This window comes from Halorubrum sp. SP3 (genome assembly GCF_005435195.1).
Lineage (GTDB): Archaea > Halobacteriota > Halobacteria > Halobacteriales > Haloferacaceae > Halorubrum > Halorubrum sodomense.
The window spans coordinates 195,159-211,751 of the sequence record NZ_SGTU01000002.1 but is presented as its reverse complement, the minus strand read 5'-3'; the positions used below and the strand labels follow the sequence as shown (position 1 = coordinate 211,751).

Annotated in this window: 16 protein-coding genes, 1 tRNA gene and 2 pseudogenes; 9 read left to right on the top strand and 10 right to left on the bottom strand. The window is 69.8% G+C overall.

From position 1 onward, the window contains the following. Nucleotides 1-21 precede the first annotated feature (21 nt). Complete coding sequence (locus tag EXE42_RS02455) at nt 22-582, bottom strand: DUF420 domain-containing protein (protein ID WP_092923065.1); 561 nt, start codon at nt 580-582, stop codon at nt 22-24. Between the two features lie 186 nt (nt 583-768). Here EXE42_RS02455 and EXE42_RS02450 point away from each other — a divergent pair. The 3 genes from EXE42_RS02450 to EXE42_RS02440 all read left to right on the top strand — a co-directional run bounded on the left by EXE42_RS02450 (nt 769) and on the right by EXE42_RS02440 (nt 3,913). Then, nucleotides 769-853 (top strand) — tRNA-Leu (locus EXE42_RS02450). Nucleotides 854-1,429: 576 nt separating this feature from the next. Continuing rightward, nucleotides 1,430-3,313 (top strand): Glu-tRNA(Gln) amidotransferase subunit GatE, encoded by a 1,884-nt coding sequence (gene gatE, locus EXE42_RS02445; protein ID WP_137705823.1) that lies wholly within the window; start codon nt 1,430-1,432, stop codon nt 3,311-3,313. Nucleotides 3,314-3,382: 69 nt separating this feature from the next. Further along, nucleotides 3,383-3,913 carry a phosphate-starvation-inducible PsiE family protein gene (locus EXE42_RS02440; protein WP_137705822.1) on the top strand — a complete coding sequence of 177 codons (531 nt, stop codon included), beginning with the start codon at nt 3,383-3,385 and terminating at the stop codon, nt 3,911-3,913. 141 nt (nt 3,914-4,054) lie between these two features. On the opposite strand, the gene EXE42_RS02435 is transcribed toward EXE42_RS02440, so the two are convergent. Together EXE42_RS02435 and EXE42_RS02430 are read right to left on the bottom strand one after the other, a co-directional pair. Further along, entirely contained in the window at nt 4,055-4,627 is a 573-nt protein-coding gene (locus EXE42_RS02435; protein WP_092923056.1) for a hypothetical protein, read from the bottom strand. A 169-nt stretch (nt 4,628-4,796) separates the two neighbouring features. Next, nucleotides 4,797-5,207: a 2Fe-2S iron-sulfur cluster-binding protein gene (locus EXE42_RS02430; RefSeq protein ID WP_092923053.1), complete on the bottom strand. Its 411-nt coding sequence runs from the start codon at nt 5,205-5,207 to the stop codon at nt 4,797-4,799. Nucleotides 5,208-5,360: 153 nt separating this feature from the next. Between EXE42_RS02430 and EXE42_RS02425 the strand changes: the two genes are divergently transcribed. Next, complete coding sequence (locus EXE42_RS02425) at nt 5,361-6,371, top strand: biotin--[acetyl-CoA-carboxylase] ligase (protein WP_092923049.1); 1,011 nt, start codon at nt 5,361-5,363, stop codon at nt 6,369-6,371. A gap of 35 nt (nt 6,372-6,406) precedes the next feature. Here EXE42_RS02425 and EXE42_RS02420 read toward each other — a convergent pair whose 3' ends face one another. After that, the gene (locus EXE42_RS02420) at nt 6,407-7,018 is read right to left on the bottom strand and encodes a universal stress protein (RefSeq protein ID WP_092923046.1); all 612 of its coding nucleotides are present in this window, start codon (nt 7,016-7,018) and stop codon (nt 6,407-6,409) included. Between the two features lie 122 nt (nt 7,019-7,140). On the opposite strand from EXE42_RS02420, the gene EXE42_RS02415 reads away from it, so the two are divergent. The 4 genes from EXE42_RS02415 (at nt 7,141) to ptsP (ending at nt 10,857) form a co-directional block, all read left to right on the top strand. Next, on the top strand, nt 7,141-7,398 hold the full coding sequence (locus tag EXE42_RS02415; RefSeq protein ID WP_092923043.1) for a hypothetical protein: 258 nt from the start codon (nt 7,141-7,143) through the stop codon (nt 7,396-7,398). 99 nt (nt 7,399-7,497) lie between these two features. After that, complete coding sequence (locus EXE42_RS02410) at nt 7,498-8,700, top strand: redox-regulated ATPase YchF (RefSeq protein WP_137693211.1); 1,203 nt, start codon at nt 7,498-7,500, stop codon at nt 8,698-8,700. A 97-nt stretch (nt 8,701-8,797) separates the two neighbouring features. Beyond that, on the top strand, nt 8,798-9,142 hold the full coding sequence (locus EXE42_RS02405; RefSeq protein ID WP_137705821.1) for an HPr family phosphocarrier protein: 345 nt from the start codon (nt 8,798-8,800) through the stop codon (nt 9,140-9,142). After that, entirely contained in the window at nt 9,139-10,857 is a 1,719-nt protein-coding gene (ptsP, locus tag EXE42_RS02400) for a phosphoenolpyruvate--protein phosphotransferase (RefSeq protein ID WP_137705820.1), read from the top strand. The genes EXE42_RS02405 and ptsP overlap by 4 nt, the downstream gene beginning before the upstream one ends. A 29-nt stretch (nt 10,858-10,886) precedes the next feature. On the opposite strand, the gene EXE42_RS02395 is transcribed toward ptsP, so the two are convergent. Genes EXE42_RS02395 through dhaK form a run of 3 tightly spaced genes read right to left on the bottom strand, consistent with a single transcriptional unit; the run spans nt 10,887 to nt 13,044 of the window. After that, a complete protein-coding gene (locus tag EXE42_RS02395; protein WP_137705819.1) occupies nt 10,887-11,312 on the bottom strand; it encodes a PTS-dependent dihydroxyacetone kinase phosphotransferase subunit DhaM in 426 nt (141 codons plus the stop codon). Next, nucleotides 11,312-12,049: a dihydroxyacetone kinase subunit DhaL gene (gene dhaL / locus EXE42_RS02390; protein WP_137705818.1), complete on the bottom strand. Its 738-nt coding sequence runs from the start codon at nt 12,047-12,049 to the stop codon at nt 11,312-11,314. Before dhaL ends, EXE42_RS02395 begins: the two co-directional genes overlap by 1 nt. Continuing rightward, a complete protein-coding gene (gene dhaK / locus EXE42_RS02385) occupies nt 12,046-13,044 on the bottom strand; it encodes a dihydroxyacetone kinase subunit DhaK (RefSeq protein ID WP_092923026.1) in 999 nt (332 codons plus the stop codon). The genes dhaL and dhaK overlap by 4 nt, the downstream gene beginning before the upstream one ends. Before the next feature lie 388 nt (nt 13,045-13,432). On the opposite strand from dhaK, the gene EXE42_RS02380 reads away from it, so the two are divergent. Next, nucleotides 13,433-15,202 carry a choice-of-anchor I family protein gene (locus EXE42_RS02380; RefSeq protein ID WP_199233578.1) on the top strand — a complete coding sequence of 590 codons (1,770 nt, stop codon included), beginning with the start codon at nt 13,433-13,435 and terminating at the stop codon, nt 15,200-15,202. Nucleotides 15,203-15,581: 379 nt separating this feature from the next. Here the strand turns inward: EXE42_RS02380 and EXE42_RS02370 are convergent. From EXE42_RS02370 to EXE42_RS02360, 3 genes and pseudogenes are all read right to left on the bottom strand, one after another. Then, nucleotides 15,582-15,716 (bottom strand): annotated as a pseudogene (locus EXE42_RS02370) (VapC toxin family PIN domain ribonuclease); the annotation flags it as partial. Next, nucleotides 15,717-15,968, bottom strand: a complete 252-nt coding sequence (locus EXE42_RS02365) for an AbrB/MazE/SpoVT family DNA-binding domain-containing protein (RefSeq protein WP_008442702.1) — start codon at nt 15,966-15,968, stop codon at nt 15,717-15,719. Between the two features lie 114 nt (nt 15,969-16,082). Continuing rightward, nucleotides 16,083-16,355 (bottom strand): annotated as a pseudogene (locus EXE42_RS02360) (AAA family ATPase); the annotation flags it as partial. Between the last annotated feature and the right edge of the window lie 238 nt (nt 16,356-16,593).

The following is a 16,593-nucleotide window of genomic DNA, read 5'->3' as shown; positions in this document are numbered from 1 at the left end:
GAACCGAACCGTTCTCGTCGTTCAGTACAGGTGATACAGCATCAGGTACACGCCGATCCCCATCGTAAAGGAGATCAGCCAGAGGACCGCCCCGACGAGTCCGACCTGCGAGTGGCGGGTGTGGTAGATCTCCTCGTACGGCCGGGTCGCGGCGAGGAAGAGCGCGTGGAAGACGAACGGGACGCAGACGATGGCGAGCAGGATGTGGATCGCCAGGAAGGGGAGGTAGACGTACGAGTAGACGAGCTCCGGCCCGGGGAACTCGGTCGTCCCGACGTGGACCAGCCGGTAGAGGTACGCGCCGAGGAACGCGGCGAACAGCGCGAACGAGGTCACCATAAAGTTCCGGTGGCGCTCGATGTTCCCCCGGGAGATGGCACGCCAGCCGAGCAGGATCGTCGCGATGGCGGTGAGGGAGACGGCGGCGTTGAAGTGCGGGATCGCGGCGAGGACGGCGTCGCTCGCGCGCGGGAGGAGCGAACTCGGGATCGCGCCCCCGACCGCGCCGAAGACGAGCGCGAGCGCGACGACGGAGGCGACGGCGGTCAGGACGGAGACGTTCTCGCGGGCCCAGTCGGACATACTCGTGGGGTGGAACGCGACCCCCAAACGCGTGCCGGTTGCGGTCGAGGCGGTTCGGGTGTGGTCGCCGAGCTGCGGCCGGCCGCGGCGCTCGACCTCGGTCTGCGAAACCCCGCCACGGTCCCGCCGAATGGAAGGGCTTTTAATTAGGGGAGAGGTACGTGGAGACGCGACAGAACACTGCGAGCGTGGGTAGCCAAGCCAGGCCAACGGCGCAGCGTTGAGGGCGCTGTCCTGTAGAGGTCCGCCGGTTCAAATCCGGTCCCACGCATCGCACGGGGTACACCCCCACGATGCACGGTGTTGTCTACACGACAGCACCCACGCACAATTCCTTTCGACCGCTACGCGACGAGCGACAGCTACGATCGGAATGCCGTGGTCCTGAACACCGCCAAAGCTCCAGCCGTTCGCTTATAAATTGTTGCTCGCAGATCGGCGGCGAACACCGCCAAAGCTCCAGTCAGTCGTTTATAAACTCCTGCCCGCGGATCGGTGGCGAACACCGCCAAAGCCCCAGCCGGGAGGGCGGCGCACACTCGTTGCGCTCCTCGCTCGCGCTGCTCGCTGTGGTGCTTACGTCGTCTGCGCCGCCCTCCCGGCTGCCCCTTTGCGTCCCACCCCGCACCGCACAGCACCGCGGCCTCACGCCTCCCCAGCCTCGTCGGTGGCCCTCCGCTTCGCTCCGGACCACCGACTCCCTCGCGCGTGCTACTCGCGGCCTGTCGGCCGCTCGCAGGCACGCGCCACCGCACCTGTGGTTTATAAATAGTATCGACGGTCCGGATCCTATGTCGTTCGCGCGAACTGCCACCCTTTTAGTCGCGCGCCGTCGGAGTGTGGCGTAATGAGTACGGACGCGACCCCCGAGTACGACTACGAGGAGCTGGGGCTCGTCGCCGGGCTGGAGATCCACCAGCAGCTCGACACCGAGACCAAGCTGTTCTGCGACTCCCCGACTGTCGAGCGCGACCCCGAGGAGTCCGACCGGTCGATCACCCGGCGGCTCCACCCGACGAAGAGCGAGTTGGGCGAGCTCGACGACGCCGCGATGGAGGAGAGCCGCGTCGACCGCGAGTTCACCTACCTCGCGTACGATACCACCTGCCTCGTCGAGGAGGACGACGAGCCGCCGCGGCGCGTCGACGGCGAGGCGCTCTCCGTGGCGCTCCAGATCGCCGACCTGCTCGACCTCTCGGTCGTCGACCAGGCGCACGTCATGCGGAAGCTCGTCATCGACGGCTCGAACACCTCCGGCTTCCAGCGCTCGATCCTCCTCGGGCAGGACGGCGAGATCGAGACGGAGTCGGGGTCCGTGTCCGTCGTCGACCTCATGCTCGAAGAGGAGTCCGCGAAGCGCGTCGAGGAGACCGACGACGGCGTCGTCTACTCGCTCGACCGCCTCGGCGTCCCCCTGGTCGAAATCGGGACGGGCCCGGACATCCGGAGCCCCGAGGGCGCGCGCCAGGCCGCCGAGCGCATCGGGATGCTGCTGCGCTCGACGGGGGCGGTGAAGCGCGGCCTCGGCACGATCCGCCAGGACGTGAACGTCTCCATCGCGGAGGGCGCCCGCGTCGAGGTGAAGGGCGTCCAGGACCTCCAGGGGATCGAGGACATCGTCCGCGGCGAGGTCGGGCGGCAGGCGGAGCTGCTCGAAATCCGCGACGAGCTCCGTGAGCGCGACGCGAGCGTCGGCGACGTCGCCGACGTGACCGATGTCTTCGCCGACACGGAGTCGGGGGTCATCCGCGGCGCGCTCGACGCCGGCGGGAAGGTGACCGCGGCCCCGCTGTTCGGCTTCGACGGGCTCGTCGGCCGCGAGATTCAGCCGGACCGCCGGCTCGGGACCGAGCTCTCGGACCACGCGAAGCGCCACGGCGCGGGCGGCATCTTCCACACCGACGAGCTGCCGGCGTACGGCGTCACCGAGGCGGAGGTCGACGCGCTCCGCGACGCGGTCGGCGCGGGCGAGGGCGACGCGGTCGCCATCGTCGCGGCCGACCCCGAGACCGCCGACCTCGCGATCGAGGCGGCCGCCGAGCGCGCCGAGACCGCCATCGAGGGCGTCCCCGAGGAGACCCGCGGCGCGAACGACGACGGGACCACGCGCTACCTTCGGCCGCTGCCGGGCGCCGCGCGGATGTACCCCGAGACGGACGTGCCGCCGGTCGAGCCCGACCCCTCGGACGTGGAGACGCCGGAACTGCTCGACGAGAAGGCGGCGCGGTACGCCGACGAGTTCGGCCTCGACGCGGGCCTCGCCGAGCAGGTCGCGTTCGGCCAGCGGTTCCCGCTGTTCGAGGCGGCGGTCGAGCGCGGCGTCGACCCCACCTTCGCGGCGTCGACGCTGGCGTCGACGACGACCGAGATACGGCGCGACGGCGCGCCCGTGGAGGCGCTCAGCGACGACCACTTCCTGGCCCTGTTCGACCTCGTCGAGGACGGCGACCTCGCGAAGGAGGGGGTCCCCGAGGTGCTGACGACGCTCGCGGAGGACCCCGAGCTGTCCGCCGCGGAGGCCGTCGAGGAGGCGGGCCTCTCGGGCGTGAGCGAGGACGAGGTCCGCGAGGCGGTCGCGGAGGTCGTCGAGCGCAACGCCGACCAGATCGAGGCCGAGGGGATGGGCGCGTTCTCCGGGCTGATGGGCGAGGCGATGGGCGCGCTCCGCGGGAAGGCCGACGGCGAGGTCGTCTCCGACGTGTTGCGCGAGGAGATAGGCAAGCGCTCGTAGCGTGCGCTGGGTCGGTTAGGCCCGCTCTTTACGTGTCGGGAGGACCTGCTTCGCCACGAGGGAATCCAGATGGCAGACTCGCCCCCGGCCGACCCGCCGGACGACCCGTCCTCGCCGGACCGGACGCCCGACCCATCCGTCGCGAAGGCGCGCGGCGACCGCGTCTCCGCCGCGACGAACCGCTTCATCCACGGCGTCGAACTGGCCGCGGCGGCGCTTTTCGCCCTCCTCTTCGGCATCGGCGTCGTCGATCTCGCGATCCAGATCGCCGAGTCCGTCCCCACCGGCGCGATCACCGACCCGAACACGGTTGTCGGCTTCATCGAGACCGGCCTGCTGCTGCTCATCATCGTCGAGGTGTACGAGACGGTCGTCGCTTACATCGAACAGAGCGACACTCGACGGATCGTCAGGCTGGTGATATACACCGGCGTCATCGCGATGGTCCGGAAGGTGATCATCTTCCGCACCTCCGAGTACGCCTCGACCGAGGGGGCGCTGTTCGCAGCGGTGTCGTACACCGTCATCATCCTCGGGCTGGTGGCGCTCTTATACGTCGAGCGCTCCGTCGGGTCCTCGTTGGTTCCGGACCCGGAGTGAGCTCGGCCGTCAGCCCGTCAGCGCCTCGGTCGGCGTGTCGAGGTCGGACAGGCCTTCTCGATGACTCCCCCCTCGCGGGGGTCGTTCGGCTCCAACGGTCGGCGCGTTTCGAACCCCCTGAGCCGAATCGTGCGCCCTCGTTCACCCCTCGATGTCCTGACTCAGCCCCGCACGGAGGTCGCGACCGAAGTAGTGCCCGAGCAGCGCGAGTACCAATCCGACGCCCCCGCCGACCGCGAGGAGCGGGAGCCCCCACTGCGAGAGGTAGTCGATGCCGATCGGGAGGAACCCGACGCCGAGGACGCTCGTCACCGCGCTCGCCGCGCCCGCCGCGGCCCCGGCGATCCCCGTCTCGACGTACCGGCGCGTCGACAGGGCGAGGCCGAGCAGGAACGCGGCGAGGAACACGCCCCCCGCGGTGCCTATCGTCCCGCCGATGAGCGGGATCAGGCCGCCGATGAACACCCCGATCGCGACCGCGACGAGCGCGAGCGCGAAGGCCTTCCCCGAGAACCAGCGCCCGGAGACGCCGATCCGGCCGGAGCCACCGGTACTCCCGGTGCCCCGCGCGGTCTCGCTGCCCGTGTCGGTCGCCGCGGCGCCGCCGGAATCGGCGCCGGACTCCCCCTCGCCGCCCGCGAGGTCGTCGTCGAGGAGGTCGTCGAGATCGTCCATCGGGTCGTCGGACGACTCGCGCTCCTTGGAGGGTTGCATACCGGACGGTTCGGGCCCGCGGACTTGGCTTTTGTGCCGCGGCGGGCGCCCGTGTCGCCTCGCGCCGCAGTAGACGCCAGTGCCGCCCGTCGCCGCGCGGTCGCGTGTGACGCGCTACCGTTCGCCGTTTCACCGGAAACGAGGTGTGGGGGCCCTCGGCTCGCCGCGCTCAACCCCCTTCGTCCGAGTCCTCTCTCTCGGCCCGCGTGTCGGCTCGCCGCCCGCCCCACACGCGCTTGTCGACGAGCCCGACCGTCATCGGTCGGTCGACCGAAATCTGACAGGAGAGCCGTGGGTAACCGAACCGGTCGGCGAGGCGGTCGTGCCAGTGATCGGCCGGCGGTCCCTCGCGAACGCGGACGCCGCAGGTGGCGCAGAGCCCCCGTCCGCCGCAGTTGAGGCGGCGCGTCGCGGGCGCGTACGGCGACAGGCCGGCGTCGAGGAGGACCCGGCGGAGGGTGCGACCGCGCTCGGCGTCGATCTCGACGCGGTCGTCGCCGTCGACGACGGTGAGCCGGACCGTCTCGGCCCCGTCGGTCGGCCGGTCGTCGCCGCCACCGCCGCCGTCGCGGTCGGTCATCACGGCCCCTTCGCGCGCCGGACACAAAGCGTCCGGGGCCCGACCGAGTCTCCGGGGCCCGACCGAGTCTCCGGGGCCCGACTGAGCCTCCGGGGCCCGACTGAGCCTCCGAGACCCGGAACGGCTTTCGGCGCGGGCGTCGGAACGGGCGGTATGGACACGCGGCGCGCGCTGTTGGACGCCCTCGCGGCCGACGACGGTCCGGTCTCCGGCCCCGCCCTCGCCGACTCGCTCGGCGTCTCACGGGCGGCCGTCTGGAAGGCGGTCGAGGGGCTCCGCGAGGAGGGGTTCGCGATCGGGTCGACGCCGGACGGGTACGTGCCCCCCGACGATCCTGGCTACTCCGGGCCGGGCATCGCGTTCGGACTCGACGCCCCCTACTCGGTGGAGTACCGCGATCGGATCGCGTCGACGAACGAGCGGGCCCGCGAACTCGCGGGAGCGGGGGCCGCCGACGTCGCCGTGGTCGCCGACGAGCAGACCGGCGGGCGGGGGCGCCTCGACCGCGAGTGGGTGGCGCCGAGCGGCGGCGTCTGGCTGTCGGTCCTGACCCGCCCCGACGTGCCGACCGCGCGGGCGCCGCTGTTCACCCTCGCGGCCGCGGTCGCGACGACCGACGCCGCCCGCGAGGCCGGCGTCGACGCGCACATCAAGTGGCCGAACGACGTGCTCGTCGGCGGCGAGGAGGACGCTGAGGGTGACGTTGGCGAGGGACACGACGGCGCCGACCCGGAGGCGACCGGGCGCGGTGGTCGAAAGCTGGCGGGGATCCTCACGGAGATGGAGGGGGAGGCCGACCGCGTCGGCTGGCTCGTCGTCGGCGTCGGGGTCAACGCGAACATCGTTCCGGAGACGCTGCCCGCGGGCGCGGCGTCGCTGTCGGCGGAGCGCGGGGAACCGATCGACCGGCGGCGGTTCGCCGCGACGCTGCTCGAACGCTACGCGGCGCTGACGGCGTCGCCCGCGGCGCTCGACGGGGTCCTCCCGGCGTGGCGCGAGCGGGCGAGCACGCTCGGGCGGCGCGTCCGCGTCGAGGCCGCGGACGGGGTCGTGGAGGGAACCGCGGTCGACGTCGCGGGGCCGGGCGCGCTCGTGGTCGACACCGACGAGGGGCGGCGGCGCGTCCACGCGGGCGACTGCGAACACCTCCGCGACGCGGAGTGACTCGGGACGGCGGAGGCGCCGGCCGCTGCGTCCGCCTACCCGGTTTCCGTCGCGTCGGAGACCGAGCCGTCCGCGTCGGTCCCGGCGGCGCCCGTCTCGCCCGCGCTCGTCCCGCTCGCGGTCGCGGACTCCTCGTCGCCCGCGGAGCCGCTCGTGTTCGCCGATTCGGTCGCGCTCTCCGATTCGGCGGCGCTCGGCGGCTCCTCCCCGTCGCCGATCCGGACGGTCAACACCGGGACCGACGAACCGCGGACGACCTTCTCCGCGACGCTGCCGAGGAGCAGCCTGTCGATCCCACCTCTCCCGTGGGTCCCCATCACGACGAGGTCGCAGTCCGCCTCCTCGGCCTGCGTGATGATCTCGCGGCTCGGCGACCCCTCGACGACGGCGGTCTCGACGTCGACGTCGCGGTCCGCGGCCAGTTCCCGCACCGTTTCGAGGGCGGCCTCTCCGTCGTCGTACAGCAGGTCGCCGACGCCTTCCCACGTCGTTTCCATCGGCATTCCGGCGTACCGCGCGGTGTCGACCACGTAGATGGCGCGGACCGACGCCCCGTGGACCGCGGCGAGGTCGAGCGCGTGGCACACCGCCAGCTCCCCCTCCGAGGAGCCGTCGGTCGGAACCAGGATTCGGTCGTATAGGGGCATGTTCACATGTGACGTGTCACCGACAGCGGATAACTCTTTACAGTTTTTGCTGGTTCCTCGCCGGTATCCGTCGAAGCGGTACCAGGGCGCGCGTTTATGCCTCGTCCCGCCGAGGGGACTGTATGTCCGACGAGATCAACCTCTCCCGGCTCGAACCGACGCTCGAGGATCACGCGTACCCCGCCGACCGGGAGGCGCTCGCCGAGTCGTTCGCCGGCACGACGGTGCTGTTCGCCGACGGCGACGCCGACCTCGGTGACCTGCTCGCGGACGTCGACCAGGACACCTTCGAGAGCGCCGCCGACGCGCACGCCGCGCTCCAGAACGTCCTCCCGATCGAGGCGCTCGGCGAACCGGGACAGTCCGACGGCGACGCGTAACGGCGCTCGACCGGTCCTCGAATCTCGCCCCTCGTCACCGCTCCCCACGCCACGGCGCGTCTCGCATCGCTTTTTACCGCGGATCGCGCACTGGTGGTAATGAGCTACCGGATCGGACTCGTCGGCAAGCCCTCGGTGGGGAAGTCGACGTTCTTCAACGCCGCGACCATGAACGACGTGCCGGAGGGCGCGTACCCGTTCACCACCATCGACCCGACCGTCGGCGAGGCGTACGTCCGCGTCGACTGCGCAGCGCCCGAGTTCGACGAGACGTGTACGCCGAGCGTCGGCGTCTGCCGCGAGGGGACGCGGTTCGTCCCCGTGAAGCTCGTCGACGTCGCCGGGCTGGTCCCGGGCGCCCACGAGGGCCGCGGGCTCGGCAACCAGTTCCTCACCGACCTCAACGAGACCGACGTGCTGATCCACGTCGTCGACTTCTCGGGGAAGACCGACATCGAGGGCGAGGCGACCGAGGGCCACGACCCCCGCGAGGACATCGACTTCTTGGAGGCGGAGCTCGACGCCTGGTACCTCGACGTGTTGGAGAAGGGCGTAGAGAAGTTCGAGACGCGCTACCACGGCGCGGACGCCGCCATCGAGGCCGAGCTCGCCGACCAGATGTCCGCGTTCGGCATCGACAAGGACCGGATGAAGCGCGTCATCCTCGCCGAGGGGCTCGAACTCGATCCGGAGACGTGGGACGACGCCGACAAGGCCGACCTCGCCCGCGAGATCCGCAAGCGGACGAAGCCGATGGTCGTCGCCGCCAACAAGATGGACACGCCGGAGGCGCAGGCGAACTGGGAGGAGATAACGACGGACCCCGACTACGACCACCTATCCTTCGTCCCCTCCAGCGCCCACGCGGAGAAGGCCCTCAAAAACGCGGACGAGGCCGGCGTCGTCGACTACACCCCCGGCGAGAGCGGCTTCGACGTCGTCGGCGACGTCTCCGGCGAGCAGGAAGCGGGCCTCGATCAGATCGCGGAGTTCGTCGGTGAGTACGACGGGACCGGCGTTCAGGGCGCGCTCGAAGCGGCCGTCTTCGACGTGCTGGGCTGTATCGCGGTCTTCCCCGGCTCCGCGAACGGGAGCAAAGACGAGAAGGGGGTCTTCCGCGACTGCTTCATCCTCCCGGCGGGGTCGACCACGGAGGACTTCGCGTACCACATCCACTCCGACATCGGCGAGGGGCTCCTCCACGGTACCGACTGCCGGAGCGGCAGGCAGGTCGGGACCGACCGCGAGCTCTCCCACCGCGACGTGATCGAGCTGGTCTCGACGAAGCAGGCGGCGCCCTGAGTGGCGGCCCGTCCGCTCGCTCTCGCTCCCCGGCCCTCGTAGCCGAGTCCCCGGAGACCCCGATCAGCTATTACCCGCCGGGGTCCAACCCGTCCCTATGGAACGGACCGTCACGGTCGAACCCGAGGCCGGCCTCCACGCCCGACCCGCCTCGAAGCTGGTACAGACGGCGAACCGATTCGACGCCGACGTGTCGATCGGGCGCGACGACGACGGCGACGACGGCCTCGTCCGCGCCGACAGCATGCTCTCCGTCAGCGGGCTGAACGTCGAGCACGGCGAGTCGGTCCGCGTGGTCGCCGAGGGCCCCGACGCCGAGGCGGCCCTGGACGCGGTCTGCGATCTGCTCACGAGCCCGGTCGAGGACGCGGCGGAGGAGGATGACGAGACCGACGGCGAGGACGAAACCGACGGCGGCGACGAGACGGAGGGCGCGCCGTGAGGACGTTCGACGGCGTCGGCAGCACGCCGCGCTCGGGGGTCGGGACGGCGCGCTGGTACCGCCCCGACGCCGACCTGACGCTCCCCGACCGACCCGACCCCGAGTCGGTCGACGTCCACGCCGAACTGGACCGATACGAGGCGGCCCGGGACGCCGTGCGGGAGGCCCTGCGTAACGCCCGCGACCGGACGGCCGAGCGCGTGGGCGAGGAGGAGGCGGCGGTGTTCGAGGCCCACGAGGGGTTCCTCGACGATCCGACGATAGTCGAGGACGTGGAGGCCGCGGTCCGCGGCGGGACGCCCGCGGCGCACGCCGTCGCGGACCGGTTCGACGAGGCGGTCTCGCAGTTCGAGGGGATGGAGGGCCGGATGGCCGAGCGCGCCGACGACCTGCGCGATGTCCGCGACCGGCTGCTCCGCGCGCTCCTCGACCGCGAATCCGGCGGGTCGACCGCCGCCGACCTCGCCGCGCTCCCCGAGGGGACGGTCCTGCTGGCGGAGCGGCTCACGCCGAGCGACACCGCCGCGCTCGACCCCGACGCGGTCGCCGGGATCGCGACGGTCGAGGGGGGCCGCACCTCTCACGCCGCGATCATCGCGCGGTCGCTGGCGATCCCCGCGGTCGTCGGCGTCGGCGAGGCGCTCGAATCGGTCGCGGACGGGGAGACGGTCCTCGTCGACGGTGAGGCCGGCGAGGTCGTCGTCGACCCGGACGAGGCGCGCCGCGACGCGGTGCGGGAGGCGGGTCCGGACGCGATCTGCGAGCGCGTCGAGACGGCCGACGGCCGGCCGGTCGAGGTCGCCGCCAACGTCGGCGGCGAGGCCGAGCTGGGGCCGGCGACCGAGCGCGGCGCGGACGGGATCGGGCTGTTCCGGAGCGAGTTCCTCTTCGTCGACCGCGAGGCGCCGCCGAGCGAGGCGGAGCAGTACGAGGCCGTGAGGGCCTCGCTGTCGGCGTTCCCCGACGACCGCGTCGTCGTGCGGACGCTCGACGTCGGCGGCGACAAGCCGATTCCCTACCTGGAGCTCCCCGACGAGCCGAACCCGTTCCTCGGGCGGCGGGGGATCCGGCTGTCGCTCGACGAGCACGACGACCTCTTCGAGACGCAGCTCCGGGCGCTGCTGCGCGCCGCGGCGACCGACGCCGGCGACGGGCTCGCGGTGATGTTCCCGCTGGTCACCCGCGTCGAGGAGGTCGAGCGCGCGGTCGCGACCGTCGAGTCGGTCGCCGACGACCTTGCGAGCGAGGGCGTCGACCACGCGGTCCCCGAGCTGGGCGCGATGGTCGAGACGCCGGCGGCGGCGTTTCTCGCGGACGCGCTCGCCGAGCGGCTCGACTTCCTGAGCGTCGGGACGAACGACCTCGCGGGGTACGTGATGGCGGCCGACCGCGGCAACGACGCGGTGGCAGAGTACCACGATCCGCTCCACCCGGCGGTGTTGCGCGCGCTCGACCGGACGACCGCGGCCGTCGAGGGGACCGACGCGTGGGCCGGGATGTGCGGCGAGATGGCCGGCGACCCGGCGCTGACGGAGCTGCTCGTCGGGCTCGGCTTCGACGAGCTCAGCATGAGCGCGGTGACGGTGCCGGACGTGAAACGCCGGGTTCGCGAGGTCGAGTTCGACGACGCCCGGTCGCTCGCGGCCGACGCGGTCGCCTGCGAGACGCGCGGCGAGGTGCTGGACGTGCTTGGCCTCGACGACCGCGAATCGTAGGTCGAACGGAAGCGACGAAGGGTCGCGGCCTACAGCTTCTCCATATCGCGCGCCGCCTCGGCCTGCTCGCGAACGGACTCCATCGTGGCCGACGGGTCGGTGGCCGCGACCGCCGCGTTGACCGCGCCCTCGAGGACGGGCGCGTCCGCGATGACCGCCTCCGCCTCGCTCAGCTCGACGGCGACGTCCGCGTTCATCACCGCGCTGCCCAGGTCGACGAGGACGACGACCGGGTCAGGGTCGCCGTCGCCTCCGTCGGGCTCCGCCGCCTCGTCGTCCCCGACGCCGGCCGCGGCGTCGACGGCGTCTTCGATCGCGTCGGGGACGGTGCCGATACCTCCCTTGCCGTCGCCCCCGACAGGCTCGATCCGGGTGTCGCCGGCCATCTCGGCGGCGATTTCCGCGATCCCCTCCGCGGCGCGCTCGCTGTGCGAGACGACGACGATCCCGACCATCAGTCGTCCTCCGAGGCCGCCGCGGAGCCGTCCTCTGCCGCCTCGTCGGGGTCCTCGTCCGGGATCGTCGGCGAGGCGGCGTCCGTCTCCGGGGGGTCGACGCCGAGCCGCTCCGCGGCGACGGCCAGCAGCTCTTCGAGGATGAACAGGGTGCTGGTCGCCCCCGGGTCCTGGTGGCCGACCGAGCGCCAGCCGAGATACGAGGCCCGGCCCTTCCGAGCCCGGATCGGGACCGTGAACGCGACGCCGCGCTCGGCGGCGTCGACCGCCTTCGCGAGCGCCTCGATCGGGGGGAGGTCGTCGACCTCGACCGACTTCTTGAACGCGTGGACCGCGGGCGTCAGCGCGTCCACCATCGTCTGGTCGCCGACGCGCGCGTCGCCCCGGTCCTCGACCTTCTCCAGGTACGTCTCCGCGAACGCGACCGCGGTCTCGGGGGTGACACCCTCCTCGAGCTCGCCCGCCGCGAACACGAGCGACCCGCCGAACAGCGGGCCGGAGGCGCCGCCGACCTCGGCCATCAGCGTCTTGCCGACCGTCTTCGCGACGGTCTCGGCGTCCGGGTCGTCGAGGTCGCGCGCGGCGTCGGCCGCCGCGGCCCAGCCGCGCGCCATGTTCCCGCCGTGGTCGGCGTCGCCGATCGCGGAGTCGAGCTGGGTCAGGTGGTCCCGCTCGTTCTCGATGCGCTCGGCGATCGCCTCGACGGCCGCGACGACCGCCGCGCCGTCGTCGCTCATTTGACGGTCAGCGCCGGCGTGTCGGCCGGCGCGTCGAACAGCTCCTTCAGCTCGTCGTCGACCGCGCACACCGTGATCGACGCCCCGGCCATGTCCAGCGATGTCATGTAGTCGCCGACCCAGGCGTCGTACGTCTCCAGGCCGCGCTCGCCGAGCAGCTCCTGAAGCCGGCGGTTGAGGACGAACAGCTCCATCTGTGGCGTGGCGCCCATCCCGTTGACGACCGTGAGCACCTCCTGTCCCTCGTCGAGGTCGAGGTCGTCGAGGACCGCCTCGGTGAGGTGTTCGGTCACCTCGTCCGCGGGCATCGCTTCGGTGCGCTCGGTGCCCGGCTCGCCGTGGATCCCGATGCCGAGCTCGATCTCGTCGTCGCCGAGGTCGAAGGTTGGCTCGCCCTTCTCCGGGGTGACGCAGGAGGTGAGCGCGGTGCCCATCGTGCCGACGTTGTCGACCACCTTCTCGGCGACGCGCTTGACCTCCGAGAGGTCGGCGCCCTGTGCGGCCTTCGCGCCCGCGGCCTTGTGGACGAGGATGGTCCCGCAGACGCCGCGGCGGCCGGAGGTGTACAGCGAGTCCTCGACGGCCACGTCGTCGTTCACCACGACGCTCTCGACCTCGACGCCCTCCATCTCCGCGAGCTCGATGGCGGTCTCGAAGTTCATCACGTCGCCCTCGTAGTTCTTGATTATCGCGAGGACGCCGTCGCCCGCGTCGCAGGCGCCGATCAGTTCCTCGAACTCGTCGGCGGTCGGCGAGGAGAACACGTCGCCCGCGGCCGCCCCGTCGAGCATGCCGTCGCCGATGTACCCTGCGTGCGTCGGCTCGTGGCCGCTGCCGCCCCCGGTCACCAGCGCCACCTTGTCGTCGACCGGACCGTCGTCGCGCACGAGCACCTGCGTGTCCGGCAGCCGCCGCAGGCGGTCGGGATGCGCCGCGGTCATCCCGTCGAGCATCTCGTCGACGACGTCGTCCGGATCGTTGATCAGCTTCTTCATGATCGTTGGTAACATCTCGTCCGGACCGGTTAAACGTAGTGGCACCCCCCCGGAGTCGTCGCCGCTTTCTCCCGAGGGTCGTCACGCCTGACATCGGGGTCAGCACACAGCCACGTTGAGCGGGAGGGTATGGAACAGACGGACAACGTCGAACGAACGCGGACCGACGCTGCCGGCGAGTCGCAAACGGACGACCTCTGGGGTTCGCCGGCTTTGACATCCTCGCCGCGCTAAAGCGCGGGGCTTTCGCCTCGAATTTTCCGTATCACCGGCCGTGGATTTTCACGGAGCATTTTCGGCTGAATACTAATTACGGATATAGAGCAGTCATGAGCCGGACGTTGCTCACTTACTAAATATTAAACGAAACGCCACTGAGCGTGGTCGTGTGAAACGCGACTATTCCAGGCGGGCAGTACTCGGTACTACAGGTGGCCTGTCGTTGACTGCTCTGGTCGGAACTCGAGCGTTTCAACGGGGCCCGCCGGAGAGAGACGAGGACTCTCACAATGACGTCGAGGGAGTCAGTCTCCGGCGTGTAGGGCGCTATGAGACGGGCGAGTTTGACGGGGGCGCAGAGATCGTCGCCTACGACGCATCACGGTCCCGGCTGTTTGTTGTGAACTCTGGCGCCGGGCAGATCGAAGTGCTCGATGTCACGGACCCCGCTGCGCCGGAGCAGGCCGCCGTTCTTGACGCCGCTGCGGATGTCGATAACGGCGGCGGGGCAAACAGCGTCGACGTAGTGGGCGATCTCGTCGCGGTGGCAGTCGAAAACGAGAACCCACAAGCAGCCGGATTCGTCGCCCTCTACGACCCGAGCGAACTCGAGCTGCTGGCCGTGGCAGATGTTGGAGCGTTGCCCGACAAGGTGACCATCACGCCTGACGGTCAGTACGTTCTTTCGGCGAACGAAGGCGAGCCCGCCTTCGACGAGTCTCCGGGGAGTCGGACCGACCCCCGAGGCTCGATCAGCATTATCGACGTCACGCGGAGAGATGCTCCGCGGGTTGAAACCCTCGATTTCACCCCGTTTGACGACGACATCGATGCGCTCCGTGCGGAGGGCGTCCGCGTGTACGGGGCAAGCGCAGCGGTCGAGGACCCTCGCCCTTCGACAGACTTCGAACCGGAATTTGTCACGGTAACGCCCGACTCCGGAACGGCGTACGTGAGTCTCCAAGAGAACAACGCCGTTGCGAGAGTCGATATTCAACGCGCCGAGATTGCGGAGATATCCGGGCTCGGATTCAAGGACTTCTCGCTTCCGGGCAATGAGCTCGACACGAGCGACGCCGACGCCGGTGACGAAGACGTGATCAGTTTCCAGAACTGGCCGGTCAAAGGCATGTACCAGCCCGATGGGATTCGGGCGTACGAAGTCGCCGGGCGCCAGTATCTCATCACCGCGAATGAAGGTGATTCGCGCGATTACGAGGTGTCAACCGTGAGCGATCTGTCGTTGGCGGACGACGCTTTCGCGCCCCGGCTCTCAGAGAACCCGTTTGTCGATAGCGTTGAAGCGCTCAAACGCCCCGAAAACTTGGGCAATCTCGAGGTAACGAACCAGCTTGGCGACCACGATAACGACGGCCAGTTCGAAGAGTTGTATCTGTTCGGAACCCGCTCATTCGCCATCTGGGAGGCCACTGACAACGGCTTACAATTAGTGTTCGAAAGCGGCAACGAGTTACCAAAGCGGTACGCCGAGCAGTTCCCGGCCGGGTTCCAAGGGGCCACTTCGGGCGGTCCACAGACAGAAGGCATCGAAATCGGACAGGTCGGCGACCGGACGTTCGCGTTCGTCGGTATCGAGCGCGGATCTGGGATATTCGTCTACGACGTGACCACGCCCGCGAACCCGCGCTACATCCAAACAGTAGTCAACCGCGACTTCTCGATCGGATTCGGTGATCTCGCTGAAAACCCTGAGAGTCCGGGCCGCGGTGGAGATTTCAGCCCGGAAGGCTTGGAGTTCATTTCCGCCGACGGTAGTCCGACGAACAACCCACTGTTCGCTGCCGGATACGAAGTTAGTGGGACCGTCGCCCTGTTCGAGGTAACCCCGTTACCGGAGGACGCGGCTGCGGCGGAAAATGGACCCGGCGTGGGACGCGGACGGGGCAACGACGCTGACGACAGCGAAGACGAAGACTAGCCACTTTTTTTCACACCCTCTCGTCCACAGGTCGGACAGGCAGCACCTTCCTTCACGGCTCGATCTGGTGGTCCGACGCTACGCTCTGTCCCCGAAGTCTCACCGTACGCGTCGGGGTGATCCTCCTCGGCGTGGTCTTTCAGTTCGTCCGCGCGGTCGCGTCGGTCGCGCGCGTCGCCCGTGTCCACGACGCCCCCATCCTCGTGACGCGCTGCCGGGACGACGAGTTCTCGCAGCCGCTCCGCCGCGCCGCCGAGACGCACCTCCCGTGCCGCGCGACCGATCTCCCGAGCGATCACCCGCCGGGCCACGACACCGCGTCGCGGACCGCGGCGGGAACGTCCGCCCGATCGACCTCCCTGACCGACGAGGTGTCGGCGTAATCTAGAATCACCGCTTCCGGGAGGTCCGCGGTGTCGATCCCCTTGAGGATCGGGAGTGCGTCCCCGTGTGCGCTGTCCCGACGGTACGCCGCCGCGAAGAGAACGCTCGTGTCGACGAGTGCCCGGGGCATCTACTCGGGGTCGACGCCCCACGCGTCGTGTTCGCTCTCGACATCGGTCTCCCGGTCGCCGTCGTATCCGTCGAAGTCGCTGAACGTCCCGCTGCGCTGTTGGACGACCCGCACGCGGAGCGTCCCGTCGTCCTCGATCTGCCAGCGGAGCTTGTCACCGTCGTCGATCTCCATCTCTCGACGGATGTGCGCGGGAATGTTCGCCTGGTTTCCCGAGACCTTGCTTTCGGAATCAACGCTCTCGCTGCTCATGCTCGGGAGTATGAGACCGCTCTCAATAAACTTAGTGTGCTCATACACTACTGTTGAAGACACGGCGACGAACAGGTCTACTCAGGACTGTGGTGTCGGCGTAGTGTGATCGACGCCGACGAGGTCGCGAGAGATCTGTTCGAGGACCGCGTTCCGCGTGTAGTCCTGCCAGCAGTTCACGTAGGCGTAGGGGACTTCGAGGACTTCCTGCCGGAGCTCGCGAACGGCGGCCTTCGCGACGGTCGTCTTCCCGACGCCGGAGGGACCGAACAGGAAGCAGTTCTCGGCACGGACGTCCTCTTGAATCGGTGCGAGCGCGTCCGTTACCTCGTTCATGTGCCGATTCCGGCCAACAATGGTGGAGGGGAGGTGGTCGTCGTCGAACACCGTTCCGTCGCGTATCACGTCTTACCCGGTCACGGCGTGGGGATATAAGCCGACGGCAGAGTGTTCCGGATGGTTCCGAATGCCCAGCGCTGACGCCATTACCGATCCTGTTCGTCCCCGGTTACCAGCTTCATCGAACGATTCGCGGATGTTCGCCTACGTCGACCATAGTGAACTGTTACTGATGATGTGACCAAGTGAGAGAGAATGTGAGCCGGGTGAAGAGTTCTCTTGGATA